28 protein-coding genes and 1 riboswitch are annotated in these 25,531 nt (G+C 45.2%); of the genes, 16 read left to right on the top strand and 12 right to left on the bottom strand.

All coding sequences use genetic code 11. The features are described from left to right. Positions 1–53: 53 nt before the first annotated feature. A complete protein-coding gene (locus tag HT574_RS16880; RefSeq protein ID WP_175245494.1) occupies positions 54–242 on the bottom strand; it encodes a hypothetical protein in 189 nt (62 codons plus the stop codon). Positions 243–628: 386 nt separating this feature from the next. On the opposite strand from HT574_RS16880, the gene HT574_RS16875 reads away from it, so the two are divergent. Beyond that, positions 629–2,014 carry an L-cystine transporter gene (locus HT574_RS16875; protein ID WP_175245493.1) on the top strand — a complete coding sequence of 462 codons (1,386 nt, stop codon included), beginning with the start codon at positions 629–631 and terminating at the stop codon, positions 2,012–2,014. A gap of 266 nt (positions 2,015–2,280) precedes the next feature. Here HT574_RS16875 and HT574_RS16870 read toward each other — a convergent pair whose 3' ends face one another. From HT574_RS16870 to HT574_RS16850, 5 genes are all read right to left on the bottom strand, one after another. Beyond that, positions 2,281–2,874 (bottom strand): CBO0543 family protein, encoded by a 594-nt coding sequence (locus HT574_RS16870; protein WP_175245492.1) that lies wholly within the window; start codon positions 2,872–2,874, stop codon positions 2,281–2,283. Between the two features lie 314 nt (positions 2,875–3,188). Further along, the gene (gene rlmD, locus HT574_RS16865) at positions 3,189–4,574 is read right to left on the bottom strand and encodes a 23S rRNA (uracil(1939)-C(5))-methyltransferase RlmD (RefSeq protein WP_175245491.1); all 1,386 of its coding nucleotides are present in this window, start codon (positions 4,572–4,574) and stop codon (positions 3,189–3,191) included. Positions 4,575–4,589: 15 nt separating this feature from the next. Next, positions 4,590–5,456: a DNA-3-methyladenine glycosylase family protein gene (locus HT574_RS16860; RefSeq protein WP_175245490.1), complete on the bottom strand. Its 867-nt coding sequence runs from the start codon at positions 5,454–5,456 to the stop codon at positions 4,590–4,592. Positions 5,457–5,525: 69 nt separating this feature from the next. After that, the gene (gene pdaA, locus HT574_RS16855; protein WP_017436589.1) at positions 5,526–6,329 is read right to left on the bottom strand and encodes a delta-lactam-biosynthetic de-N-acetylase; all 804 of its coding nucleotides are present in this window, start codon (positions 6,327–6,329) and stop codon (positions 5,526–5,528) included. A 121-nt stretch (positions 6,330–6,450) separates the two neighbouring features. Then, positions 6,451–7,998, bottom strand: a complete 1,548-nt coding sequence (locus tag HT574_RS16850; protein ID WP_017436072.1) for a fumarate hydratase — start codon at positions 7,996–7,998, stop codon at positions 6,451–6,453. A 288-nt stretch (positions 7,999–8,286) separates the two neighbouring features. On the opposite strand from HT574_RS16850, the gene yfkAB reads away from it, so the two are divergent. Beyond that, positions 8,287–9,411, top strand: coding sequence for a radical SAM/CxCxxxxC motif protein YfkAB (gene yfkAB, locus HT574_RS16845; protein WP_175245489.1), 1,125 nt, complete (start codon positions 8,287–8,289; stop codon positions 9,409–9,411). Between the two features lie 25 nt (positions 9,412–9,436). Here the strand turns inward: yfkAB and HT574_RS16840 are convergent, their stop codons facing one another. Next, entirely contained in the window at positions 9,437–10,225 is a 789-nt protein-coding gene (locus HT574_RS16840) for a YfkD famly protein (protein WP_017436074.1), read from the bottom strand. Between the two features lie 182 nt (positions 10,226–10,407). Beyond that, complete coding sequence (cax, locus tag HT574_RS16835; protein ID WP_175245488.1) at positions 10,408–11,460, bottom strand: calcium/proton exchanger; 1,053 nt, start codon at positions 11,458–11,460, stop codon at positions 10,408–10,410. 210 nt (positions 11,461–11,670) lie between these two features. Here cax and HT574_RS16830 point away from each other — a divergent pair, with 210 nt between their 5' ends. Next, positions 11,671–12,813 (top strand): MFS transporter, encoded by a 1,143-nt coding sequence (locus tag HT574_RS16830; protein ID WP_175245487.1) that lies wholly within the window; start codon positions 11,671–11,673, stop codon positions 12,811–12,813. A 124-nt stretch (positions 12,814–12,937) separates the two neighbouring features. Continuing rightward, on the top strand, positions 12,938–13,084 hold the full coding sequence (locus tag HT574_RS16825; RefSeq protein WP_017436077.1) for a BH0509 family protein: 147 nt from the start codon (positions 12,938–12,940) through the stop codon (positions 13,082–13,084). A gap of 360 nt (positions 13,085–13,444) precedes the next feature. Here the strand turns inward: HT574_RS16825 and HT574_RS16820 are convergent, their stop codons facing one another. Genes HT574_RS16820 through HT574_RS16810 form a run of 3 tightly spaced genes read right to left on the bottom strand, consistent with a single transcriptional unit; the run spans position 13,445 to position 15,061 of the window. Next, positions 13,445–14,278, bottom strand: a complete 834-nt coding sequence (locus HT574_RS16820; RefSeq protein ID WP_175245486.1) for a YihY/virulence factor BrkB family protein — start codon at positions 14,276–14,278, stop codon at positions 13,445–13,447. A gap of 18 nt (positions 14,279–14,296) precedes the next feature. Next, entirely contained in the window at positions 14,297–14,572 is a 276-nt protein-coding gene (locus tag HT574_RS16815; protein WP_017436079.1) for a hypothetical protein, read from the bottom strand. Beyond that, positions 14,573–15,061, bottom strand: a complete 489-nt coding sequence (locus HT574_RS16810; protein WP_175245485.1) for a low molecular weight protein-tyrosine-phosphatase — start codon at positions 15,059–15,061, stop codon at positions 14,573–14,575. It lies immediately after the preceding gene. A gap of 104 nt (positions 15,062–15,165) precedes the next feature. On the opposite strand from HT574_RS16810, the gene HT574_RS16805 reads away from it, so the two are divergent. The 10 genes from HT574_RS16805 to HT574_RS16760 all read left to right on the top strand — a co-directional run bounded on the left by HT574_RS16805 (position 15,166) and on the right by HT574_RS16760 (position 23,488). After that, on the top strand, positions 15,166–15,390 hold the full coding sequence (locus HT574_RS16805; protein ID WP_017436081.1) for a DUF1128 domain-containing protein: 225 nt from the start codon (positions 15,166–15,168) through the stop codon (positions 15,388–15,390). Positions 15,391–15,817: 427 nt separating this feature from the next. Beyond that, positions 15,818–15,926, top strand: a riboswitch (SAM riboswitch). A gap of 124 nt (positions 15,927–16,050) precedes the next feature. Further along, positions 16,051–16,758 (top strand): phosphoadenylyl-sulfate reductase, encoded by a 708-nt coding sequence (locus HT574_RS16800; protein WP_175245538.1) that lies wholly within the window; start codon positions 16,051–16,053, stop codon positions 16,756–16,758. Positions 16,759–16,772: 14 nt separating this feature from the next. Then, the gene (locus HT574_RS16795; protein ID WP_175245484.1) at positions 16,773–17,846 is read left to right on the top strand and encodes a sulfate permease; all 1,074 of its coding nucleotides are present in this window, start codon (positions 16,773–16,775) and stop codon (positions 17,844–17,846) included. Between the two features lie 58 nt (positions 17,847–17,904). Further along, the gene (gene sat / locus HT574_RS16790) at positions 17,905–19,065 is read left to right on the top strand and encodes a sulfate adenylyltransferase (RefSeq protein ID WP_175245483.1); all 1,161 of its coding nucleotides are present in this window, start codon (positions 17,905–17,907) and stop codon (positions 19,063–19,065) included. Positions 19,066–19,078: 13 nt separating this feature from the next. Beyond that, positions 19,079–19,684 (top strand): adenylyl-sulfate kinase, encoded by a 606-nt coding sequence (cysC, locus tag HT574_RS16785; protein ID WP_175245482.1) that lies wholly within the window; start codon positions 19,079–19,081, stop codon positions 19,682–19,684. A gap of 1 nt (position 19,685) precedes the next feature. Beyond that, positions 19,686–21,317, top strand: a complete 1,632-nt coding sequence (locus HT574_RS16780) for a nitrite/sulfite reductase (protein WP_175245481.1) — start codon at positions 19,686–19,688, stop codon at positions 21,315–21,317. A gap of 13 nt (positions 21,318–21,330) precedes the next feature. Then, the gene (locus HT574_RS16775) at positions 21,331–21,549 is read left to right on the top strand and encodes a DUF3906 family protein (RefSeq protein ID WP_175245480.1); all 219 of its coding nucleotides are present in this window, start codon (positions 21,331–21,333) and stop codon (positions 21,547–21,549) included. Between the two features lie 26 nt (positions 21,550–21,575). Then, positions 21,576–22,355 (top strand): uroporphyrinogen-III C-methyltransferase, encoded by a 780-nt coding sequence (cobA, locus tag HT574_RS16770; RefSeq protein ID WP_175245479.1) that lies wholly within the window; start codon positions 21,576–21,578, stop codon positions 22,353–22,355. Positions 22,356–22,366: 11 nt separating this feature from the next. Next, positions 22,367–23,113 (top strand): sirohydrochlorin chelatase, encoded by a 747-nt coding sequence (locus HT574_RS16765; protein ID WP_175245478.1) that lies wholly within the window; start codon positions 22,367–22,369, stop codon positions 23,111–23,113. 102 nt (positions 23,114–23,215) lie between these two features. Beyond that, positions 23,216–23,488: an acylphosphatase gene (locus HT574_RS16760; RefSeq protein WP_175245477.1), complete on the top strand. Its 273-nt coding sequence runs from the start codon at positions 23,216–23,218 to the stop codon at positions 23,486–23,488. Between the two features lie 33 nt (positions 23,489–23,521). On the opposite strand, the gene HT574_RS16755 is transcribed toward HT574_RS16760, so the two are convergent. Then, positions 23,522–24,292 carry an arginase family protein gene (locus HT574_RS16755; protein WP_175245476.1) on the bottom strand — a complete coding sequence of 257 codons (771 nt, stop codon included), beginning with the start codon at positions 24,290–24,292 and terminating at the stop codon, positions 23,522–23,524. Between the two features lie 164 nt (positions 24,293–24,456). On the opposite strand from HT574_RS16755, the gene HT574_RS16750 reads away from it, so the two are divergent. Continuing rightward, positions 24,457–24,801, top strand: coding sequence for a YojF family protein (locus tag HT574_RS16750; RefSeq protein ID WP_017436095.1), 345 nt, complete (start codon positions 24,457–24,459; stop codon positions 24,799–24,801). Positions 24,802–24,823: 22 nt separating this feature from the next. Beyond that, the gene (bshB2, locus tag HT574_RS16745; protein ID WP_175245475.1) at positions 24,824–25,480 is read left to right on the top strand and encodes a bacillithiol biosynthesis deacetylase BshB2; all 657 of its coding nucleotides are present in this window, start codon (positions 24,824–24,826) and stop codon (positions 25,478–25,480) included. Positions 25,481–25,531 lie beyond the last annotated feature (51 nt).

Raw genomic sequence — 25,531 nt, 5'->3', positions numbered from 1 at the left:
CACTTCCCAGCGATACAGATGATGAAAGAATTTTGTACTTTTTGAGAGTTAAATTATAAAAAAGGAAGGTTGCCTTGATTCTGCTGAGTACTGTGCATATAAGTTTCTACATAAATTCTTTCCGAATCTGAAACATTTTTTGCTCCCTCTTCAGGGTCTATTTTTATATTTCTTTTTCTTGCGATAAAATCCATAACGCCCCCCACGAGAAGCAGTCCAACGATTAATATAATCCATCCCACAATTTTATTGCCTCCCGCTTTATTTTATTATATTTTAGCACTTATTGATAACGATTACATCTATTGGATAAAAAGAAAACGCGGCTTAATGTAGGGTATAAATGATAAAGCTCGGCAAAAACCTTCTCATCCCCTTGCTGAATCCTTTGGACGATTTCCTTCTCTATCTTCTCGCCTCCTCAGTGCTGTTTTCACTTTATATACCCCGGCAAAAAGCAAAATGTTTTCGTTTTCGATAACAAAATCTTATCTGTATAAAGCCATTCATGAAATTTTTTATTTGCAATAGCAATTTCCTATAAACTCTTTCATACGATAAATAAAGCTTACTTGACATATCGGTTTTTAATCATTAGAGTAATTTTACGTGTCAGGAGGGATTGACGATGAATGTTTACCTAATCATTTTGAACATTGCTATATTGCTGTTATTGATTGGTGTTTTGGCCTATATGCAAAAGAAACATGTTTCCTTCTCCAAACGGGTGTTTACTGCTCTTGGACTAGGAATCGTCTTTGGGTTCGCATTGCAGGGAGTGTACGGGGCCGGTTCCGCTATCGTCCAGCAGTCCACCCAATGGTTTGACATTGTCGGCACAGGATATGTAAAGCTATTGCAAATGATTGTTATGCCATTAGTTTTCATTTCTATCGTTATGGCGTTTACTAAACTTTCTATATCTAATCATTTAGGAAAAATTGCCACGCTCATTATTGGGCTATTATTGGGCACTACGGCGATAGCCGCTTCGATCGGCATCATGGCCTCATTAGGATTTCAATTAGAGGCGATGGAAATTCCTTCAGGAGAAGCGGAACAGACACGTGGACAGGAGTTAGAACAAAAATATGAACAAATTCAAAACCTGTCTTTCCCGCAAAAAATTATCGAGCTGCTTCCGGCAAATCCATTTTTAGATTTCACGGGACAACGCAGCACATCCACCATAGCGGTTGTTATTTTTGCGGCCTTTGTCGGCATTGCTTATTTAGGGGTTGCCAGAAAACAGCCTGAACAAGCGGAAATGTTCAAAAAAATAGTGGATGCCTTGTACGCTATTGTCATGCGTATCGTCACGTTGGTGCTCCGTTTAACGCCTTACGGAATTTTAGCCATTATGTCCCGAGTGACTGCGACAAGCGATATAGACGCAATCGCAAAACTAGGAAAATTTGTCGTCGCTTCCTATATTGCACTTTTCGTTATGTTTGCCATTCATTTGCTAATTTTAGCGCTGGCCGGACTAAACCCTATTACTTACGTAAAAAAAGTGCTGCCGGTACTGTCGTTTGCATTCACTTCCCGTTCAAGCGCGGCCACTCTTCCATTGAATGTGAAAGCACAAACAACCGCGCTTGGCGTTCCGGAAGGCATTGCCAACTTTGCCGGCTCATTTGGGCTGTCAATTGGGCAAAATGGCTGTGCCGGCATTTATCCTGCCATGCTTGCAGTGATGATCGCGCCAACCGTCAACATCGATCCAGCTTCCCTTTCCTTTATTTTGACGCTTATTCTAGTCGTCACCATCAGTTCGTTTGGGGTTGCAGGCGTTGGCGGTGGGGCTACGTTTGCGGCGATTTTAGTGCTATCGACTATGAATCTGCCAGTAGCATTAGCAGGATTGCTCATTTCCGTAGAGCCGTTGATTGACATGGGAAGAACTGCCTTGAACGTCAGCGGAAGCATGACCGCCGGTGTAGTCACCAGCCGCATCACTAAAGAATTGAATTTAAATGTCTATAACGAAGAAACGCAAAAACTAGAAGCATAAGGCTTGGATATGTTTCTCGCTTTCCCGCACGTCAAAACATCCAGCTGCACTTGCACGCGGTAAATGAAAGAAGAAGGCCTAAATATGATGAACGGGCATCGGTCAAACAGATACGTGTAAAAGAATTACGGCATGGGTTCAGTATTCAACAGAACCCATGCCGTATTCATTTGTGCTTCTTCAACAGTTTGCAGCGAAACGGAAACATGTCATGGCACCACAGATTATAGAAAAAATTCTGTTCTTCGATGGGAGTAAGAAATCGTTCACATTTTTAAATTCCATCCTGTATAAACACCTGCTAAAAATATTGTCGTAATCACAATAAAATGGAAGACAACCCATCCCCATCTTCCATAGCGAAAAGATTTAGATTGTATCGGTTTTCTTGAATGAGTTGGAACAATTTTTCCACCAATCCACTCAAAAAGAAGCAAATAAATCCACCACCATGTATAAGAGTCCCAAGCATCCCAGTTTTCTTTGTAATCCATTATCTTAACTGGGGGGAATAACACGAAAATTTCTAAAAGCATCGCGATATGAACCATCCCCCAGTAAAAGGGGATCTTCCATCCCCATTTAGCCGGACTATATCTCACTCCGAAAAGAACATAAAAAGGAATGACCGTAAACATTTCAATGATAGGTATTGGTGATATAGGGATAAGTCTAGCCGGAAAAGAGTAAAATCCGATAGAAACAAATACAAAACAAAGGAAAGCTCCCGTCAAACTGCTTATAAAATAGAGCAACCCATATCGTTTGAAATTGTTTCTTAATATAAAAAAACTTCCAATAAGACTAAGGATCACTGCTGTTATTTCCATCATTTGTGTCGCTTTTAACCCATATATCATCAGTACTTACCCCTTTGCAATGACCTCATTTGTATAACATCCCCAATTATCAGCTATTTAATGAAACTGCTCAGAGTTGAACATTCAACGTGAACCAGTCTATCTTAGTATTTCTAATGAATGCTTCTTCCCCTTTCCCATTATTCCCTAACAAAAAAAGAGAAACAGGAGCCCATCCCGTTTCTCTTGAAAAATTGTTTATTTTTCATCCTAACCAGTTCAGTCAACTGGATGGAGAAGGATTTTCCTGTTATTTATCAAAACTTTACTTCGGTTTTGGCAAGAAGAGTTTTTTATTTTTAGCAAGAGTTTATTTATGCTCTTATCTTTAACACTAATCGCGCTACACTTTCTACATGAGCGGTATGCGGAAACATATCGACCGGCTGGATGTAATCGACATGGTAGCTTTCCGAAAGCATATCGATATCGCGCGCAAGGCTTGATGGGTTGCAGGAGACGTACACTACCGTTTTCGGTTGGACGCGGAGAATGGTTTGCAACAGCGCCCTGTCACATCCAGTGCGTGGCGGGTCGACGATGATGACGTCCGGCTTCCAGCCTTCCTTCACCCATTTTGGAAGCAGCGTTTCCGCTTTGCCTGTCGTATACATCGTATTGGCAAACCCATGTTTTTTCGCGTTTTTTTTGGCATCTTCAATCGCTTCTGGAATGACGTCCATGCCGCGCACTTCACGGGCGTCTTTGGCAAGCCAAAGCCCGATCGCGCCGACGCCGCAATAGGCATCGACGACTTTTTCTGTTCCGGTTAAAGCGGCGGCCTTTTTCACTTCGTCGTACAGTTTTACCGTTTGCACCGGATTCAGCTGAAAAAACGCCCGCGCTGACAGTTCAAACGATAAGTCGCCGAGCACTTCTTGGATGTATTCTTCTCCTTCCAGCAGCTCTGTTTCTTCCCCGAAAATGAGGGATGTCTTCCGTCCGTTAATATTTTGCACAATCGATTTTACTTCCGGAAGACGCCGCTTTATTTCGTCAACCAGCAATTGTTTACGCGGAATATCTTTTGTCGCCGTAATGAGCACGAGCTGCACGTCCCCCGTATGAAACCCGACCCTAGCAACAATCGTGCGGACAACCCCGGTCTGCGTCCGCTCGTTGTAAATCGGAATGCGCAGATCTTGGAGAATCATTTTCACAATGTTGGTCACACGGTTCGTAGCCGGATGCTGGATGAGGCATTCGGAAATGTCAATGAGCTGATGGGAATTCAAGCCGTACAAACCGGCGATGACCGTTCCTTTTTTGATACCGACTTGAAACTGGCTTTTATTGCGGTAATGCCACGGGTCATCCATTCCAATCGTCGGGCGGATCGACAGCGTTTCCACCGGCAGCCGGCAATGCCGCTCGAGCGCCTGAATGACGATATCGCGTTTTTCGCGAAGCTGCGCTTCGTAATCAAGATGTTGCAGCTGACAGCCGCCGCATTGTTCGTAAACAGGGCATCTTGGGGTGACGCGGTATGGGGAACGCTTGCGAATTTTTTTTATTTTCGCTTCCGCGTATTTCGGATGAATGTTCGTCGCCTCTACGACGACTTCCTCTCCCGGGAGCGCGCCTGGGACAAACACCACTTGCTTTTTAAAATAGCCGACTCCTTCCCCATTGATGCCGAGCCGCTTAATCGTTAACGGAAACTGTTGCCCCTTCTTGATCGTAATTGCTTGCTTCGCCATATGCATGCCACTCCTCTATTCAATGCTTCTCCATAAGTATAACGATGCGTAGCTTAAATACGGCTCCCATCGCTTGCTTAGCTCTTCCATTTGTTGGGCTGACGGCTTTTCCGAAAGACCGAAGAGGCGCTGGATTGCCCGCTGCAAGCCGATATCTGCTTTTGGAAACACGTTTCGCTTTCCAAGCCCAAACAGAAGAAAATTTTGCACTGTCCATGGACCGATACCTCGAACCGATAACAATGTTTTCATCACTTCTTCTTCGCTTTTGTGTGCAAGTCCCTCTAATGAAAGCTTCCCTTCGGCAATGAGCCGCGATGTATCAACGATATACTCTGCCTTTCGTCCGCTTAACTTCAGCTGTTTCAGTTCATCATAGGGAAGAGCGGCAATGTCTTCCGGCCGTGGATAAAACCAAACGCCATCGATTTGCGTTCCAAACGTTTTCACAAACCGCTCTGTCAGGCGGTAAGCAACTTTCAAATTTAATTGCTGATGAATGAGACATTTGATTAGACAAAAATAAAGGTCAAAATCTAAAATAAGCGGCATTCCTTCATATTCGGCAAAAAGCGGCTGTAATTCGGTCCGCTGGAAATGTTTGTGAATCGGGGCAAGCGGCGTATTCCATTGAAACAGATAAGAAACCCTCTCGATAATTTCCTTTTTTCGTTCTGGATATGGCGCCGTAACAAGAAAGCTCGGCTCCTCCTTTGTCCCAATGCTTTCGACCGTAACGGCGATTGGGATCTGTTGAGCATAAAGCGGAACAACGACCTTCTGTTTCGCTATATCCACCGATATAAGAGGATCGAGCGCAAGCCGCTTCAACGCGTGGGAAAAATCATACGGCGGGGCGACATCAACTTGCTGTTGCCACATAACCAATCACCTTATTCATCATCGTTAATACCCACATTATAACGAAAAATACCCCTTTAAACAAAACGTTCAAGGGGTAAAAAGCCATGGATGTAAATTCATTTTTTCGATCATCAGATCATCAAGGCTTTTAAACGTGTAACCTTGCTTGCGCAAATCGTCAATTACTTTCGCAAGCGCATCCGCATTGTCTTTCGAGACGGTATGAAGCAATAAAATCGCGCCCGGATGAATTTGTTTCATAATGTTATCGTATGCGTACTTCCACCCTTTTTGATTGTTCGTCTGCCAATCAACAAACGCAAGCGACCAAAATACATGGTAATAACCAAGCTCGCGGGCGATCGCCATCGTTCGTTCGCTGAAAATGCCTCTTGGTGGTCGAAGATACATCATTCCTTTTTGCCCCGTCAGCTCTTCCGTTTTTTTACGAACGGATTCCAGCTCCTCCCGCAGCTGTTCATCGCTCACTTGCGTTAAATCAGGATGATGCCACGAGTGATTGCCGACAATATGCCCTTCTTTTGCCATTCGTTTTACTAAATCAGGTGCGGTGTTTAAATAATGCCCCGTCACAAAAAACGTCGCTGGCACTTTTTTTTCTTTTAAGACATCTAAAATTTTTGCTGTATAACCGTTTTCATAGCCGTTATCAAACGTTAAATAAATTTCTTTTTTATTTGGATTTCCTAAATAAAATGCGTCGTATTTGGCAAGCAGTTGATCCAACTCTTTTCCCGCGGAAGGAGGCTCGTGATTCTCGCTTCGCTTAAACCCCCAATGAATCGCTTTATTGCTTGCGGCTTCCGCAGAAGCAGGAACAAATGATAAGATGATAGCACTGAAAAACAACCATATCGTCCATTTTTTCATCCGTCTTTCCTCCTTGTCGTGCTGCTAACCATTAGTTTTTTCCACCATTGCCGCTTTAACCGCGCCATTTTTTGCATAAAAAAATCACCGTCAGCACTTAGCTGACGGTGATATATTTTTCTTATTTAAAAACCGGCTCTTTAAATTGCGCGAGTTTTTCTAATGACGATTTTTCTACATCTTCATGCAGACTGTTGCCATGAGAGTCCATCGTGACGACGGCCGTAAAGTTTTCGACACGCAAGTGCCACATCGCTTCTGGGATGCCGAACTCCAATAAGTCGACTCCTTCTACCGACTTAATACAGTCCGCATAATATTGCGCCGCGCCGCCGATCGCGTTCAAATAGACGCCGCCGTGTTCTTTTAGGGCTTGCAGCGTTTTCGCGCCCATTCCGCCTTTGCCAATGACCGCGCGGACGCCGAATTTTTTCATAATGTCGCCTTGATACGGCTCCTCGCGGATGCTTGTCGTCGGGCCGGCTGCTTTGACTTGCCAATTGCCGTTCTCATCTTTCAGCATCACCGGGCCGCAGTGGTAAATAATTTGTCCGTTCAGATCGACAGGCGCATCATGATCCATTAAATATTTATGAATCGCGTCGCGGCCGGTATAAATAATGCCGTTAATGCGCACGACATCGCCGACTTTCAGCTGGCGGATTTGCTCTTCTGTAATCGGCGGCTCGAGAACGATTTCACGCACTTCGCCAAGCTCCGCCGTCGCGGCTGTTTCCGCTTTTTCCAGCTCTTTTTCAAAGTCGACGTCTTCGCCTTCCTGATACAGCCATTCGATAATCTCGCCGGTCGCTGGATCAATTTTCACGCCAAGGCGGCGGAACGCCCAGCAGTTATAGGCGACAGACACGAAGAAGCTGGCCGGAATGCGGTGCATCACGCCGATTTTACAGCCTAACAGCGTCGATTCGCCGCCAAATCCCATCGTGCCGATGCCAAGCTTATTGGCGTTTTCCATAATATATTCTTCTAGGCGGCGCAAATCTTCATTCGGATTGACATCGTCAACGGAACGGAAAAGCTGGTCTTTCGCCAGTTCATAACCGGAAGCGCGGTCGCCGCCGATGCCGACGCCGATAAACCCGGCGCTGCATCCTTGTCCTTGCGCTTGGTATACCGCATGCAAAATGCATTTGCGGATGCCGTCTAAATCGCGGCCGGCGCGGCCGAGACCTTCCAGCTCGCAAGGCAGGCTGTACTGAATGTTTTTGTTTTCACAGCCGCCGCCTTTTAAAATCAGGCGGACATCAATGTAATCGTTTTCCCATTGTTCAAATTTAATAACCGGAATGCCGACACCAAGATTGTCACCGCTGTTTTTGCCAGTTAGCGAATCGACAGAGTTCGGACGGAGCTTTCCGTCTTTTGTCGCCTGCACGATCGCAGCATGGATCGCTTCCTTCATTTTAATTTGGTTGACGCCGACCGGCACTTTAATTTTAAATGTCGGCAGCCCGGTATCTTGACAAATTGGCGACACGTTTTCTTCCGCCATCTTGATGTTTCCGGCAATCGTCGTCAGCGCCATCGCCGCGCGCGTTCCCGCGTTTTCCCGCGCTTTTGCTCGGGCGATCGCTCGACGCACATCCTTTGGCAGTTTCGTGGACGTCTCCACGATGAGTTGATACATGCTCTGCTGGAATTGTTCCATGTTCAACGCCCCTTCCCCTTTTGGTCGTCCTATGTAGTTGACTATCACTACAATCTTTATTTATTATACTCCTTTTCACTCTCTTGTGTAAAAACAAAAAGTTGTTACCATATTATTTATTCGTAAAATTCCACTTATTTTTAATACTTTTATTTCCTGCTCCTTTCTAGCGGAATTTTGCATATTCCCGTACAATGATAAATAAGTTGATTTTAAGGAAAAACGAGATTTGTTATTTCTTAGAATGAATGACGGGACGCAACTTCGATGAAGGAAGAGGAGAAGGCTATGAGTTCACTTACACTTCAACCGATTACCCCATCCTATGATCCGTGGGAAGCGTATTTGGATATCGAACAATACGGAGAACTTCAGTTGACAAATGTGGAATTCACCACAACTGCGTTGTGCAATATGCGCTGTGAACATTGCGCCGTCGGCTACACGCTGACAACAAAAGACCCGGAAGCACTCCCGCTTGATTTGCTTATCAAGCGTCTCGAGGAAATCCCTCATTTGCGCTCGCTGAGCATCACCGGCGGCGAGCCGATGCTATCGCTGAAATCTGTAAGCGACTACGTCGTTCCCCTGCTAAAATATGCCCGCGAGCGCGGAGTGCGGACACAGCTCAACTCCAATTTGACGCTCGATTTAGATCGCTATGAAAAAATTATTCCTTATTTGGACGTCTTGCATATTTCCCATAACTGGGGGACGATCGAGGATTTTATCGAGGGCGGGTTTGCAATGATGGAGCGCAAACCAAGCATCGCTCAGCGCGAAAAGTATTTTCAGCGCATGCTCGATAACGCCAAAACATTGTCGAAGGCGGGAGTCATGGTTTCTGCAGAAACTATGCTAAACAAACGGACGGTCCCTCATTTAGAAACGATTCATCGGCAAGTGGCCGGGGAAATGCAGTGCAAGCGCCATGAAATCCATCCGATGTACCCGAGCGATTTCGCCAGCTCGCTCGAGGCGTTAAATTTAGACGAATTGCGCCAGGCGATTCACCACCTTTTGGATATTCGTGATGAAAACGTATGGATGTTGTTTGGAACACTGCCGTTTTATCCTTGCAGCGCCAACGAAGAAGACTTAGCATTATTAAAGCGGCTTTACACAAGCAAAAACGTCACGGTTCGCAACGATCCGGACGGGCGGTCACGCTTGAATGTCAACATTTTTACCGGCGATATCATTGTCACCGATTTCGGTGATGAGCCGGCACTTGGCAACATTCAGCATGATACCCTGCTTGACGCATACAAAAAATGGCGGAAGTCCTCCCTTGCCAAGCAGCTCCTTTGTCATTGCCCTTCCGTTCAATGTCTCGGACCAAACGTACTCGTCAAAAACACTTATTATAAAGATGTTGACTTTACAAAGCGGAAAGCGCGGATCCAAAAATAAAACGTCAAGGTTTTTCCTTGACGTTTTATCTTGGCTGCTCGCTGACAATGTATGAAAAATAAAGGCGGTCTTGCACCGGAATCCAGGCGCCGACTCCGCGTGTCGTTACGTTTTTCACAACAATTTTCTTTTTATTTCCTTTCAGCACGATATACACTTCGCCATACGTCACTTTCCCTTTTTCATTGACAGCTGGTGCATATGCATACAAATAGCCGATCTTTTTTGCCGGCACTTGATACGGCTGATCTTTTTTTGTCCCAATCCCTACTACCGTACTAAACGCCAGCGGTAAGTTCGTCTTTTCCATCGCCTTATTTAGCATCATTTTTTGCACCGCTTCTTCGTTTGGAATTTGCGCCGTCAGCCCGCCGCGCACATGCTTTTGTGTTTCCTGTTTATAGTACAATTTTTGCGAAACATTCCCGCCACGGTTATCGAGAAAATTCGTATTAACTTTTTGATATTCCCAGTTCGTTGACGTTTCGAGCGACTGATAATTCAGCGGCCACTGTCCTAAATAAATCGTTGCCCGATATCCAAGTGCAAACGGAGTGCTCGAAACAGAAGATTCGTTAAGAAGATGAATCAATTCCGGGTTTTCAATTTTTACGTTGGCTGAATCCAGGAGCTGCTTTGTGAATTTGCTTGGCTCTAAATGCGGCAAATCTTGCGTCGGGTTTGGGTACGTATTTTCTTTTGTAATATCCACCACCGTGCTCGGCTGCGCTTGTCTAGAAGCCGCATCGGCGGTAAAAGCCGCCATATACATCGTTAATACGCTAATAAAAAAGCAAATACTCCATTTTTTCATCCTATCGACTCCTTTCACCGCTATTTTCACCGTTATTTTCTTTCAAAAAAATAGTGTTTATCCGTATAGAAAAAATTTATCATCTTTGTTCAGAATATTTTTTAATTCGCGATAAATCATTAGTTTATTGCCAGATAGAAAGAGGCTCTGCCGTCCAAGCAGAGCCTCTTTCTTATCCCTGACTACAACAAATAAAAACCGATGCCCATAATCGTGTAGGCGGCAAGCAGCGTTGCCCCTTCAAACCAGTTTGTATCCCCATCGTTGGACAGAACGATCGTCAACAATACCGATACCACCATGGCGATTAACTCTGGAAGCGAAAAAACAAGCGGCATCTTCTCTGGAAAAAGCAGTGAAACAAGCACCAGCACCGGCGCGACAAACATTGCGATTTGCAAGGTCGAGCCGACAGCGATTTCGACCGCGACATTCATTTTGTTTTTGTATGCCATAATGACAGCAGAAGCATGTTCCGCCGCGTTGCCAACAATGGCGACAATGATAATCCCGATAAACAATTCACTCCAGCCGAAAGATTCCGCCACCGTTTCAAACGTATGGACAAGCCGCTCGGATATGTATGCGACCGCAATCGTCGCCAGCGCCAAAATCAATATGGATTTTCCTTTCGTCCATTCCGGTTTCTCATGTTTCTCGATGATTTCGGATTTTTGCTGATACACGCCGCGATGCGTGACAAGCCTAAAGTATAAGGCAGCTAAATATAAAATAATCATAATGATCGAAATGCCGACGCTAAGCGCTAGCTTGTCCTGATCAGACATGTCCATTGTAAACACTTCGGGAATGACAAACGCCACCAAAATAGCAAACGTAAGCAGCCCCGCGTTATGACGGGCATCATACACGTTAAATTCCTGGCGCTTATACTTTAGGCCGCCAACAAAAAAGGACAACCCTGCGACTAATAACAAGTTGCCAAGCACCGATCCGGTGAGAGAAGCAAGCACCACTTCGACGAGCCCCGCCTTTAACGCAAAAATAGAAATAATCAGCTCTACCGCATTGCCAAACGTCGCGTTCAATAGCCCGCCGACGCGCGGTCCGGCTACAATCGCCAAACTTTCCGTAGCGCACCCCATATAACTAGCGAGCGCAATGATTGTTAAACAGTATATGACAAACATCAACAACGCAGACCAATGAAAAACACTCCCGATCACAGATAAGGGAACACCTATCCACGCCATCCATGTAAATACTTTATTCATCTTTTCTTTCCCGCCTTTCTCTTCTGAAGTTTTCTAGACAAATATCAGTCAAGCCGTGGAATGTGTATGAAAAAATAAACGGATTCATCTCCTATGAATGAGGCAGACCTTCCATATGTGCACAATCCCTACCCTTTTTGCTTGCCTTACGCTCCCATCCTATGTACCATGGATACGGATATCCAATGTTCGAAAACGAGGTATCATGCGATGCGCTTTTGGATTTTAATCACCATTGTTGCCATTTCCGGCCTTTCGCAAGGAATGCTGCTGCCATTGCTTTCGATGTTGCTTGAAAAGCAGGGGGTTTCCTCTTCTGTCAACGGCATGCACGCGGCGGCGCTGTACATTGGCGTTTTATTGATCTCGCCGTTTTTAGAAAAGCCTTTGCGCAAATATGGATATCGTCCCATGATTATCGTCGGTGGTTTTATTGTAATACTATCACTCGTCTTATTTCCGGCTTTTCCATCGTTTTTTCTTTGGTTTTTTCTGCGCCTTTGCATCGGAATTGGCGACCATATGCTTCATTTTGCCACGCAAACGTGGATTACTGATTTTTCGCCGCCAGACCGGCGCGGGCGCAATCTATCCTTATATGGATTATCTTTTGGCCTTGGTTTTTCAGCAGGCCCGCTGCTGGCATCGCTTGCTTCTTGGCACAAATGGCTTCCTTTTTATGTATCATCGCTATTTAGTCTTGTCAGTTGGTGTGCCATCTTTTTCCTGCAAAACGAACAGCCAAAGGAATGGGCGCAATCCGATTCAACGAATGTTGCCCATCGTTTGCTTCATGTTTGGAAATACGCATGGGTGGCGTTATTGCTTCCGCTCACTTACGGCTTTTTAGAAGCGACCATTCATACGATTTTCCCTGTTTATGCTTTACGCGAACATATTGGGCTAGACCAAGTCGCATTGGTTTTGCCCGCCTTCTCCTTTGGAGGGATTGCATTCCAGCTGCCGCTCGGGGTATTAAGCGACCGCTTCCCGCGGAAACAGGTTATTGCAGCTGCTCTGTTCATCGGCAGCGCCAGCTTTTTTAGCGCTTATCTGTTTCACCACTCCCTCATTGGGATTGCCATTTGCTTTTTTATTGCCGGTATGTTTGTTGGCTCTTTGTTTTCCCTTGGCATCGCCTATATGGCTGATTTGCTGCCGAAACAACTGCTTCCCGCCGGGAACTTGCTATGCGGCATGCTGTACAGCATTGGCAGCATGATCGGTCCGTTCGTGACCGGCCTGGCGATTCAGATCGGCACTAATCAAAGCTTTTTCTTTATGCTGTTTACTCTTCTTTTTCTCCTTTTTCTTATTATGCTTCAAAAGCAGCAAAAGAAGCGGATTAATTAATCCGCTTCTTTTTTTATTTTTCAAAAAATTATTGACCTTTTTATTTATACTGTTATATAATAATACCAACAAATAGATAGTCTGTTTTAAAACAGAATAAATCATGAAGGGAGTTGCTTATTTTATGATTAGAGCAGAGCGGAAAAATATGATTGAATTTATTGAGAAAGTAAGAGGGATTACAAAAGAACAGCTTGCGTATATGACGGATGCGGAAATCGAATATATTTACGAACTGTACTACTACAATCATGAAGAAATCGCTGAGTGAAAAAGAATCATTCGCTTGACCGCTTTATTTTTTAGTCTCACCCAGCTTCGTCCATCATCGAAACATCCTCGCCAAGAATCCCAAAACTTAGGACAAAAAGGTTCTCGCCTTCCCGAGAACCTTTTTTTTTGCGCGCATCGCCAATTTTTCTATCATCTTCCACAGATTAATGATATCCGTTTTGGCCGTTGGCACTGCCGCTTGTTTTATGCTTCGGCTTATTTTTTCCCTTTTGTTTTGTGCCGCCATCTTTTTTTGTATGTTTGGTCATAGCAATCCCCCTCTCATCCTCATTAATCCCCCTTACAATTGTTACTATTTCCCCGCCGCTTCCGTTTATGAAAGGAAGTTTATGCATCATTAACGTTCGCGCCTTCTTCCTTCCCGCTCACAATCAAAAATCGCATTCATTTCGCCGCCTAATACAATAATCATTCCCGACAAATAAAACCAAACCATTAAAATAATGATTCCTCCAAGGCTTCCGTACATAGCAGTATAGTTAACAAAATTATTAACATAATAAGAAAACGCAAGCGATGTGATAATCCAGCCAATCGTCGCAAAGATAGCGCCGCGGATGACATTGGCGCAACGCAGCTTTTTATTGGGAGCAAAGTAATATAAAGCCGTAAAGACAATCAGCAAAATTAGCGAACTAATCACCCAGCGAAAGGCATTCCAAAGCATTAAAAATTCTTTAGAGAAGCCGAATACGGAAAATAAAAACAGACCGATCATCTTGCCGAATACAGGCAATACCAAGGCGACAATGATGACAAAAATTAATCCGAAGGTAAGCAAAACAGACACGCCGCGGGCAAGCCAAAAGGGGCGGTTCTCTTCAACGCCGTACGCGCGGTTAAACGCGCGCACGATCGCATTCATTCCGTTTGATGCCGACCAAATGGCACCGACGATGCTAATCGACAGCAATTTTCCATTTTGATAATCCATAATGCGGCGAATGTTTGTCTCAATTAAATGAAGCGCTTCCTCCGGAGCATACTGGCGGACCACGGAAAGCACGTCTTCATGCGGAATCGGCAAATAAGCAAGCAACGTCATTAAAAAAATCAGGAAAGGAAATAGAGAGAGAAGAAAATAATAAGCCAACTCCGCTGACAGCCGGGGCACCTCATCTTCATAAAACCTTCGCACCAATTCACGGACAAATGTTAAATTAATCAGCATTTACTGTTTCCCCCCTTGTCATTTTATTCGGGGACGATCATCCTCTTTCCAGTTATATAATTCTTTAACCAGTTGTATAACTTCCGGTGTTTTTTCCGCTATTTCCTTCAGTTTTTCCATGATAAATGCAGTATCTTCCGCCATTTCCTCTACGGACTGACGCCACTGTTTCAACCTCATCGGCCAGGAAAGCCGCTCTTGTTTTGCTTCTTTTTTGCTCATCAAGAAGGAAAAAGCAGCGCCCAGCGCCGCCCCAACCATCATTCCCTTCCATATGTTTTTTCGTTCCTTCATTTATTCTCTCCCCTTCACTTCTAATTTTTTCTCTTTTATAATCGTCTCTAATAAATGTTCACATCCTTTTTGAATCAGCTCATATACTTGTGCAAAATTCCCGGTATAATACGGATCCGGCACATCAGCCATCTCGCTGTCAGGAACAAAGTCAAGCAGCCGGCCGATAAACCCCGTTTTAGTGTACCCGGCCAATCTCCGCAAATTTCCTACATTTTCTGCATCCATCGCAATAATGTAATCAAATGTCTGCAAGTCCCTTTGATCGATTTGCCGGGCGCGAATTCCGGAAAAATCAATATTATTTTTCTTTAATATGAGTTGGGTGCCTTCATGCGGCGGTTCGCCAACATGCCAATTTCCCGTTCCCGCTGAATCTACAGTAATTTTTCCTTCCAATCCCTTCTCCTTCACTAAATGCCGAAAAATCGCTTCCGCCATCGGCGAGCGACAGATATTCCCCAAACAGACAAACAACACTTTTACCATCGTTTCACCACTCCTCTCGACCTCATTATATACAAAAACAGTAGTACAATGTATTTCTTTCTGTGGTACAATACATATAACCTGGCAAAGAAGGGAGTAAAAAAATGGATTTGTCAAAAAAATCAACAGAAAATGTCGAGTATATGGTAGAAAAAATAAAAGCAAAGTTAAAAGTATTAAATTTAGACGCAATTAAACCTTCCCATTTTTCGGAAGAGTGGTATGATGAGTTGAAAGAAATATATGACATGGTAATGAAAAGAGAGACGTTCAGCCCGAGCGAAATGCAGGCGATTGCCGAAGAGCTGGGAAATTTGCGAAAGAAATGAAATTCCTTTTTCGTTTCTTTCCAATGTGGCAGGAAGCTTTATATCACGGCTTTTTCGCTTCGGTAATCGCGCTGACCAATGCCGGATTTGATATTGCCGGTTTGTCCCTCATTCCATGATTGCGATGCTTATGTTTATCGGCCACATCGGCATTTTATCCTTTCTTTTTCTCATCCTCGGCAAAGAAATAAAAGAAAAACATACCATTCCCCAAAAGAACGCGTCACTGATCGGATCAACCAAGGTACAGCAAAGTACCTTGGTTTTTACATGTGAAAAACAGATCAACAAAGAAAGCTGATTCTTGATGCCCATAGCCCAAAAATAGTTCCTTTTTCCCTTTACAAAAAAATAAATTCCCATAGAAAAACTAGGATTGACTTCCGTGTGAATTGTGTTAAAATTTTAATCAATTACAATTACATAAAACTTATCAAGAGTGAGGGAGGGACTGGCCCGATGAACTCCGGCAACCTGCTTGGCCGAAAGCAAGGTGCTAATTCCAGCAAAATGGGTACCATTTTGGAAGATAAGGCGCTATCAGTGACCGGCTGGCTCTTCCAAAATGGGAGAGCGTTTTTATCAGCGCTCGTTCTCTTTCTATTCCAATATAACCAATTAATCCGCTTTATTTTCTTTGACTTCAAAGGAGGGAGAAAGATGCTCACTTATCAAACGTGGGAAACGGAAGAAAAACCGTCATTTCCTCACGATAATGAAACAAAAGGGGCGCTTGATGTCCTCGCTTGGGCATACCGCCAATATGAGAACAATATTGTGTATGCCTGCAGCTTCGGCATTGAAGGAATCGTGTTAATTGATTTAATTTCGCAAGTAAAGCCAGATGCGGAAATCGTATTTCTCGATACCGGTCTTCATTTTCGTGAAACATACGAGACAATCGAAAAGGTAAAAGAAAAATATCCTTCCCTCCGCATTGTAATGAAACAGCCGAGCTTATCCTTAGACGAACAGGCAAAACAATTCGGAGACGAATTATGGAAGCACCATCCAAATAAATGCTGTGAATTGCGGAAGGTGATTCCACTGCGCGAAGTATTGACCGGGGTAACCGCTTGGATTTCCGGCCTGCGCCGCGAACAATCGCCGACACGCAGCCACGTCCAATACATTAATAAAGATGACAAATTCCAATCGATCAAAATCTGCCCGCTCATTCATTGGACATGGAAAGACGTATGGAACTATGTATATAAATACGAGCTTCCGTACAATGTGCTTCATGATCAAGGTTATCCAAGCATCGGCTGCGCGCCATGCACAGCCCCTGCTCTCGATCCGAACGACTTGCGTTCCGGCCGCTGGGTCGGTCACAAAAAAACGGAATGCGGGCTTCATATCTCATAGGGAGAGACACGAATATGCTCCTTGTTGTTGCTTTTATCGTATCCTTTTTCTTTGCGATGAATATCGGTGCCAGCGGCGCCGCCGCCGCAATGGGAGTGGCGTACGGATCCGGCGCCATCAGGCGGAGATCAACTGCCCTTGTGCTTTGCGGATTAGGAGTGTTTCTTGGCAGCCTCGGCGGCGGCGAGGTCGTCAAAACGATCGGTTCCGGGATTATCCCGTCTTCCATCTTGACCATCAAAATTGTCGTGATCATTTTAACTGCCGCGACAATATCCTTATTCGCCGCCAATATCATGGGCATTCCGCTCTCTACGAGCGAAATTACGGTCGGTTCGGTTGTCGGCGTCGGCATTGCCTATCAAACCGTATATTTTCATAAATTGCTGTTTATTGTTTCCATATGGATCATTATCCCCATCATCGCCTTTGCATTTACGTTTTTCGTAGGAAAATGGTTTTTATCGCTAAAGCGAAAATATCCACAATTAGAACAAGGCAGATGGGGAAAAACGTTCGTCACGCTTTTAATTGTGACCGGCTTTTTTGAAGCTTTTTCAGCTGGAATGAACAATGTTGCCAATGCGGTCGGCCCACTTGTCGGCGCCGGATTAATTTCCGTTTCCCATGGAACGATATTCGGCGGTATATTCGTCGCCCTTGGCGCCATATTGCTTGGAAGACGCGTTTTAGAAACAAACGGAAAAAAAATCACGAACTTCTCTCCGTTTGAAGGCAGCGCGATTTCCGGCACCGGCGCAACACTCGTTATTCTTTCGTCCATTTTCGGGCTGCCCGTACCGTTAGCCCAAATTACTACCTCTGCCATCATTGGCATCGGGACAGCAAAAAACGGCTTTTATATTTGGCAAAAGCGCATTGTCATTCAGCTATTAAAAGTTTGGTTTGTATCACCTATTTTTTCGCTAGTTATTTCGTACAGTCTCGTTAAACTGCTGCTTGACAGCGATCTTTATACAATCATCGCCATTTTCAGCGTTTGTCTCGCTACCCTTGGCATTATTAGCCTAAAGAAAACCATCGCCGAAGAACAGCGGTCCTTGCATGAAAGCGGCGGTGGCATTTAACTAACGATAAAACTCATTTTTCCGATAAAATAAATAAATTTAGGAGGTATCAATCAACATGAGCTTAAGCATTCCACATGGCGGCACTTTAGTGAATCGTTGGAACCCTGACTATCCAGTAAATACCGTCACAAAAACGATTGAGTTGTCTAAGGCGGAATTAAGTGATTTAGAGCTAATCGGAACGGGAGCTTACAGCCCGCTTACCGGCTTTCTGACAAAAAACGATTATGATTCTGTTGTCGAAACCATGCGGCTCACTGATGGCACCGTATGGAGCATTCCGATTACCCTTGCTGTAACCGAAGAAAAGGCAAAAGAGCTTTCTGTCGGCGAAACGGCGAAACTCGTTTACAACGGAGAAGTATATGGAGTCATTGATATTCAAGAAATCTATCAACCTGATAAAACAAAAGAAGCAGTTCTTGTCTACAAAACAGATGAATTCAAACATCCAGGCGTACAGAAACTATTTGAAAAGCCAAATGTGTACGTAGGCGGGCCAATTACATTAGTTAAACGGACCGACAAAGGTCGGTTTGCTCCGTTCTACTTTGATCCGGCAGAAACACGCAAGCGTTTTGCCGAGCTTGGCTGGAACACGGTAGTCGGCTTTCAAACGCGAAATCCTGTCCATCGCGCCCATGAATACATCCAAAAATGTGCGCTCGAAATTGTCGACGGTCTCTTTTTAAACCCGCTCGTCGGCGAAACGAAAGCGGATGACATCCCGGCGGACATTCGCATGGAAAGCTATCAAGTATTGCTAGAAAACTATTATCCGAAAGACCGTGTTTTTTTAGGCGTGTTCCAAGCAGCGATGCGCTACGCCGGACCGCGGGAAGCGATTTTCCACGCGATGGTGCGCAAAAACTTCGGCTGCACCCACTTCATCGTCGGACGCGATCACGCTGGTGTCGGCAACTATTACGGCACGTATGATGCGCAAAAAATCTTTTTGAATTTCACTGCGGAAGAACTTGGCATTACTCCATTGTTTTTTGAACATAGCTTTTATTGCACGAAATGCGAAGGCATGGCGTCAACGAAAACATGCCCGCATGATCCGAAATACCACGTTGTATTATCCGGCACAAAAGTGCGGGAAATGCTGCGTAACGGACAAGTGCCGCCAAGCACGTTCAGCCGCCCGGAAGTCGCAGCGGTATTGATTAAAGGACTAAAGCAGCGCGAAGCTGTCACCTCATCTACACGTTAAAGGAGGAGCGAGATTGAGCACGAACATCGTTTGGCACCAAACAGCGGTTACAAAAGAAGACCGCCGCAAACGCAACGGGCATCACAGCTGTATTTTATGGTTTACCGGGCTTTCCGGCTCCGGTAAATCGACGGTCGCAAACTCCGTATCAAAAAAACTATTTGACCTTGGCGTGCAAAACTATGTATTAGACGGAGACAACATCCGCCATGGTCTCAATAAGGATCTCGGCTTTTCCGCCGAAGACCGCACCGAAAATATTCGCCGCATCGGCGAAGTCGCCAAGCTGTTTGTCGACAGCGGCCAATTCGTCCTAACGGCATTTATTTCTCCTTTCGCGCAAGATCGCGAGCTTGTGCGCAATTTAGTAGAAAAAGACGAGTTTATCGAAATTTATGTGAAATGCCCGCTAGAAGAGTGTGAGAGACGCGACCCAAAAGGGCTGTATAAAAAAGCGAGAAACGGCGAAATTCGCGATTTCACCGGCATCGATTCTCCGTATGAAGCGCCTGTCTCGCCGGAACTGACGATTGAAACACATCGCTACACGATAGACGAATGTGCCAATCAAGTGATTGCTTACTTGCGCGATCGAAATTTTATAAAGGGGGAATCTTAAAATGGCGTATGAAAAAGTATGGGCAAATAACCCAAATTTAAACAAAGTGGAATTAAAAAAGCTAAAAAAAGACGGATTAAAAATTTTTGATGATATTCCTTATTATGCAAAACACGGATTCTCTTCTATCCCGCAAGAAGAATGGGATCTTTTCAAATGGGCGGGGCTTTACCTGCAGCGCCCTAGAGAAGCCGGCTATTTTATGATGCGCGTTTGCGTTCCTTCCGGGATTTTGAATAACGAGCAACTCGAGACGCTAGCAGGCATCGCCCGTGATTACGGACGCGGTTTGTTTGACATTACAACCCGTCAATCTGTTCAATTCCATTGGCTGCGAATTGAAAACATTCCTGATATTTTTGAACGCTTAAAGCGGGTGGGGCTATCTACCGCCGGTGCCTGTGGCGACATTACGCGCAATATCGTCGGCAACCCGCTTGCCGGTATCGATCCGGACGAACTGTTCGACACGAGAGAAATCGTCCGCGAAGTATATGAATTTTTCCAACGCAATGAAGATTTCTCCAACTTGCCGCGCAAATACAAAATTTCAATCAGCGCAAACGTCTATAACACGGTTAACGCGGAAATCCATTGCTTGTCGTTTACGCCGGCGAAAAAAGTAATCGACGGTAAAGAAGTTCTTGGATTCCATGTGAAAGTCGGCGGCGGTTTATCGTCTGCTCCATATCTTGCCCAAACACTGGATGTGTTCGTGACGCCAGATCGCGTGAAAGACGTCGCTGTCGCGGTCACAACGATTTTCCGTGACTACGGCTACCGCGAAAAACGTCATCGCGCCCGTCTCAAATTCCTTGTCGCCGACTGGGGCATCGATAAATTTAAAGAAAAATTAATCGAGCTGACTGGTCCGCTTCCATCCAAAGGGGAAGATGTGCAAAAAGGATGGAACCCTGGCTATTTCTACGGCGTCCATCGCCAAAAACAAGAAGGATTAAACTATATCGGCTTCAACGTTCCATTAGGCCGCTTAAGCGCGGATGAAGTATTCGAAATCGCAAGAATCGCTCGTCAATATGGCACCGGCGAAGTCCGTACTTGCAATTCGCAAAACTTAATTATTCCAAATATCCCAGATGAATACGTCGACGCAGTGTTGCAAGAGAAAGTATTCGAGCGGATTTCCATTCGTCCAAAAACGTTTACCGGATACGCCGTTTCTTGCACAGGCACCGAGTTTTGCAATTTGGCGCTCGTCGAAACGAAAGAACGGATGCGGCGCGTCGCTGAATATTTAGACGAACGTTTGGAACTAGACGTTCCGGTACGCATTCATATGGTCGGTTGTCCAAACTCATGCGGTCAACGGCAAATCGCAGATATCGGCCTACAAGGCATTAAAACAAAAACAAAAGACAAAGGCATGATCGAGGCGTTTGAAATTTACGTCGGCGGCACGTTGCTCAACGGCGGCAAATACAATCAAAGCCAAAAATTAAAAGGAAAAATAGACGCGGAACAAATTTCCGAAGTGCTTTTACATCTATTAACCTATTTCAAAGGAACAAAATTGCCGGGCGAAACGTTCTTGGCTTATTTGGACCGCGTCGGAATAGAGCCGCTGCAAGCAGAGCTAGACCGCATTTTGGCGCAAGTCAGCACAGTGGCATAAAAGGTGGGCGGCAATGTTTCTGTACCGGCTTGAAGTAACAACGAAAACAGAAATCATTTATGTCGTCATTGCCGCAGACGATGATGAACAAGCATTTCGCCTCGCCGAAGTCGAATTGGAAAAACATTTCTTTAAAGTTCCCGATTATACAGATATCTCACTTCACGAAAAAAAACCGATTCGTCGCGGCGGCGGGTTCGTTGTATACAGCGAACCTCGCCGTTCTTCATAAAAACACGAGAAAGGGCTGAAATGAAGATGGGAAAAGTATACTTAGTTGGGGCTGGTCCCGGCGATCCCGAGTTGATCACCGTAAAAGGCCTTAAATGCATCCAGCAAGCCGATGTCATTTTATACGACCGCCTCATTAACGAAGAGTTGCTTTCCTACGCAAAAAAAGATGCGGAACTCATCTTTTGCGGCAAATTGCCGGGCTATCATACGATGCAGCAAGAAACGATTAACCATTTCCTTGTTCGGCACGCCAAAAAAGGAAAGACGGTCGTCCGTTTAAAAGGCGGTGATCCGTTTGTGTTCGGCCGCGGCGGTGAAGAAGCGGAAGCGCTGGTCAAGCATGGCATCGAGTTTGAAATCGTTCCTGGCATTACCTCAGGAATCGCCGCTGCTGCTTACGCCGGCATTCCGGTCACCCATCGCGATTTCAGCTCTAGCGTTGCTTTCATCACCGGCCATAAGCGGAAAGGAAGCGAAGAAGAAATCAAATGGGAAACCCTTGCAAAAGGCATTGATACGCTTGCTATTTACATGGGCATTAGCAATCTCCCGTATATTTGCAACCAGCTGATGAAATACGGGAAATCTCCTTCCACGCCTGTGGCCGCTATTCAATGGGGAACGACTGTAGATCAGCGGACGGTAACGGCTACTTTAGCGACGATTGCCAATGTCGTCGCTAAAGAAAAAATCGAAAACCCAAGCATGATCATCATTGGGGACGTCGTGAAACTGCGGGCAAACATTCAATGGTTTGAACAGCTGCTTGCCAAACAAAACGCGGCCGCCAATACGGCGTTGTAACGAGGGGAAAGATGGAAGCGGTATTGTATGTTTCTCACGGCAGCCGCGTCCCCCGGGCGCGGCAGGAGGCGGCTGCGTTCGTCGAAAAATGCAAAAGTAGTATCGACGTCCCCATTCAGGAACTTTGTTTTCTTGAACTGGTTAAGCCGGATATCATCACCGGAATTGATATTTGCGTGCAAAAAGGAGCAACCCGCATCATTGTTCTCCCGCTCCTGCTTTTATCTGCCGGACACGCTAAACACGATATCCCGGAGGCGCTCCGCCAAGCGAAACAGCGTCATCCCCATGTGGAAATCGTATGTGGGAAACCGTTCGGCGTCCATGAAACGATGATTGACATCGTCATCGCCCGAATCCATGAACAAGGGGTACCATTAGACGGCAAATCAATGATTCTCCTTATCGGAAGAGGCAGCAGCGATCCGGATACAAAGCGCGATATCGAGAAAATCGCCAACCGTCTGCAGTCAAAAACAGACGTTCCGTGTGTGGATGTCTGCTTTTTAGCCGCCATCCGTCCAACGCTGGAAGAAGGTTTGGATAAGGCAAGACGTTCATCTTATAAAAACATCTTTGTCGTTCCTTACTTATTATTTACCGGCGTATTAATGAAAACGATTGAACGAAAACTGCACTCTTTTCAGTCGCTGCATCAGCAATGGATTTTATGTCATTACCTAGGATACCATCCTTTTTTGCAACAGCTGGTCAAAAAAAACATCGAAACATTATTGCGCGCTGCGAAGGGAGCCTAATCTCCACTTAGGCTCCTTTTTTCTTCTCTCCGATTGCATACACAAAATCCCTTGCTTATTGTATGATGAGAATAGAAACATAGTTGGCAAGGAGAGGGATAGATGAAGCGTTTTCATCTTATCGTTCACGGACGCGTCCAGGGCGTCGGGTTCCGCTATTTTACACAGTATGAGGCGCTAAAGCGGCAGCTGACCGGCTGGGTCAGAAATAATGACGATGGCACAGTGGAAATGGAAGTTCAAGGAAATAAAGAAGCCATTCAGCTATTTATGGACACCATCCGTGAAGGAACGATGTTTGCCAAAGTAACAGAGATGTCCGTGCAGGAAATAGCAGTGAATCCAAAAGAAAAACAATTTCGCATTATATATTAAAGGGCTGCCAATAAAGACAGCCTCTTTCTTCTATTACGCCAGAAGCGGGTGCGTCGATGCATAGTGAAAACACGTTTCCATAATTAAGCGATTGGCATGCTCATTTTTCCGATTGGCTTCCCGGCAAGTAGGATGAAAGATATCAATGGAAGCTTGCGGGTATTCACCGCATACATCCACGCCGACAACCTTTTTATGGAGTAATAAATGGCGTAAACAAGCAAGCAAAAACGATAACGGCATCGTCCCTTGATCCCAGTTTGTTACCGCATCATCGCGGCGAAGCACATCTTTATCAATACTAATATATACACTGTGAGTTGGAATGATGGAAAAAAGCATACTTGGAGAAACATTGTAACGATCCGGCGAGAAGACAGTAATGTTAGGAGATAGACGAAGATGCTGTGGTGAAGATTTTGGACCGATCATAACGACCTTTTTTAAATAAGGATGCTTTAGCGCATATGATATCCATGAACCACAGGAAATAACAGGATCATCCCCGCTTCCAACATCGGTATGATGATCGAAAAGTACAAGAGTAAAAGGTTCTTTGATTTCTTGAAGAAGCAAATAAGAAACATAATGATAGTTTCCGTTGCCGATGAACACCGCTCCTTTTTGGCGGCGAAGGCGCAGCCGTTTTTCGATTTCCTGCAAGGACTCCGGCTCACAATACAAGTTCGTATGGGCTAAATCAGTGAAATCAATCCATTCATGCGGAAAGCGAAACAGCTGTTTTTGCGACGGGTACGTATGATCAAAATTTAAAAATGTTATACCATTCCCTTGAAAACTCATCAATACCACCTCTTTTTCATATTGGTGCGTATTTCTCTATTGACGAGTCTTAGATGCGTATTCTTTTTTATTATAATAAAAAATTTTGTAAAACGAAATATTTCCGTTCTTTCGCTTGTTTCAGGTAAAATAGTAAAAAATGAACGACTAGGGAGGAGATTGGCTTGCAACCCATTGACGTTCGCGAAGTGCAAGCAGCTATCAGCCGCTTTGCCAACCAAGACGTATATATTCATTTAGAAACAACGAACGGTGCGTACGCCTCCCATCACAACGAAGGATTTTTTTCCGCCGGAGCCTACATCCGTAACGCGCTGATTCGTTTCAGCCGCGGCAGAATCACAGGAAACGGACCGTACCGCGTCGGTCTGAAATTAGATTTTGGCTGGGTTTATGCGGAAGGATTAACCCATTGGGAAATAACCGAGAAAGGGCAGCTGCTGTTAGCCGGCCATGATTACGAAGGAAGATTGGCGGTTGCCCTGCAGCTGAGCCACGAGCCGTTTTAATGCATGGAGGGAGGGCTGGAGCATGAAGGAAAAACACGTACTCGTTGTATTTCCTCACCCTGACGATGAAGCGTTTGGAGTGTCAGGAACGTTGGCACAGCACATCGAAAACGGAACGCCTGTCACCTATGCCTGTTTAACGCTCGGCGAAATGGGACGAAACATGGGGACGCCACCGTTTGCGAACCGCGAAACGCTGCCGCTGATCCGCAAAAAAGAATTGGAAGAAGCATGTAAAGTGATTGGCATTCATGACTTGCGGCTGCTCGGTTACCGCGATAAAACGGTGGAATTTGAAGATGAAGAATTGCTCGCCGACCGCATCGGCGAAATTGTCTCTGAAACAAACCCATCGCTTGTCATTACGTTTTACCCAGGCTACAGCGTCCATCCGGATCATGACGCATGCGGCGCTGCCGTCATTCGCGCTCTTAAGCGCCTGCCAAAAGATAAGCGTCCGGCCGTTCACTGCGTCGCGTTCGCGAAAAACTGTGAGCAAGACTTAGGCAAGCCAGATGTCATTCGCGATGTCAGCTCGGTCATCGAGAAAAAACTTGCTGCCATCCAAGCGCACCGCTCGCAAACGGAAGGATTGATGAAAGCGGCGAAAAAACGTGGCGGCGACGCGTTAGAGTGGCTGAAGACCGAGCGGTTTTGGACGTATAAATGGGAAGATTGAACCAACGAGCAACTTTCTCCATAGAGGGAAGGTTGCTTGTTCCATATTTCT

The organism is Parageobacillus sp. VR-IP (assembly GCF_013357975.1).
Lineage (GTDB): Bacteria > Bacillota > Bacilli > Bacillales > Anoxybacillaceae > Saccharococcus > Saccharococcus caldoxylosilyticus.
This window is presented reverse-complemented; position numbering and strand designations above follow the sequence as displayed.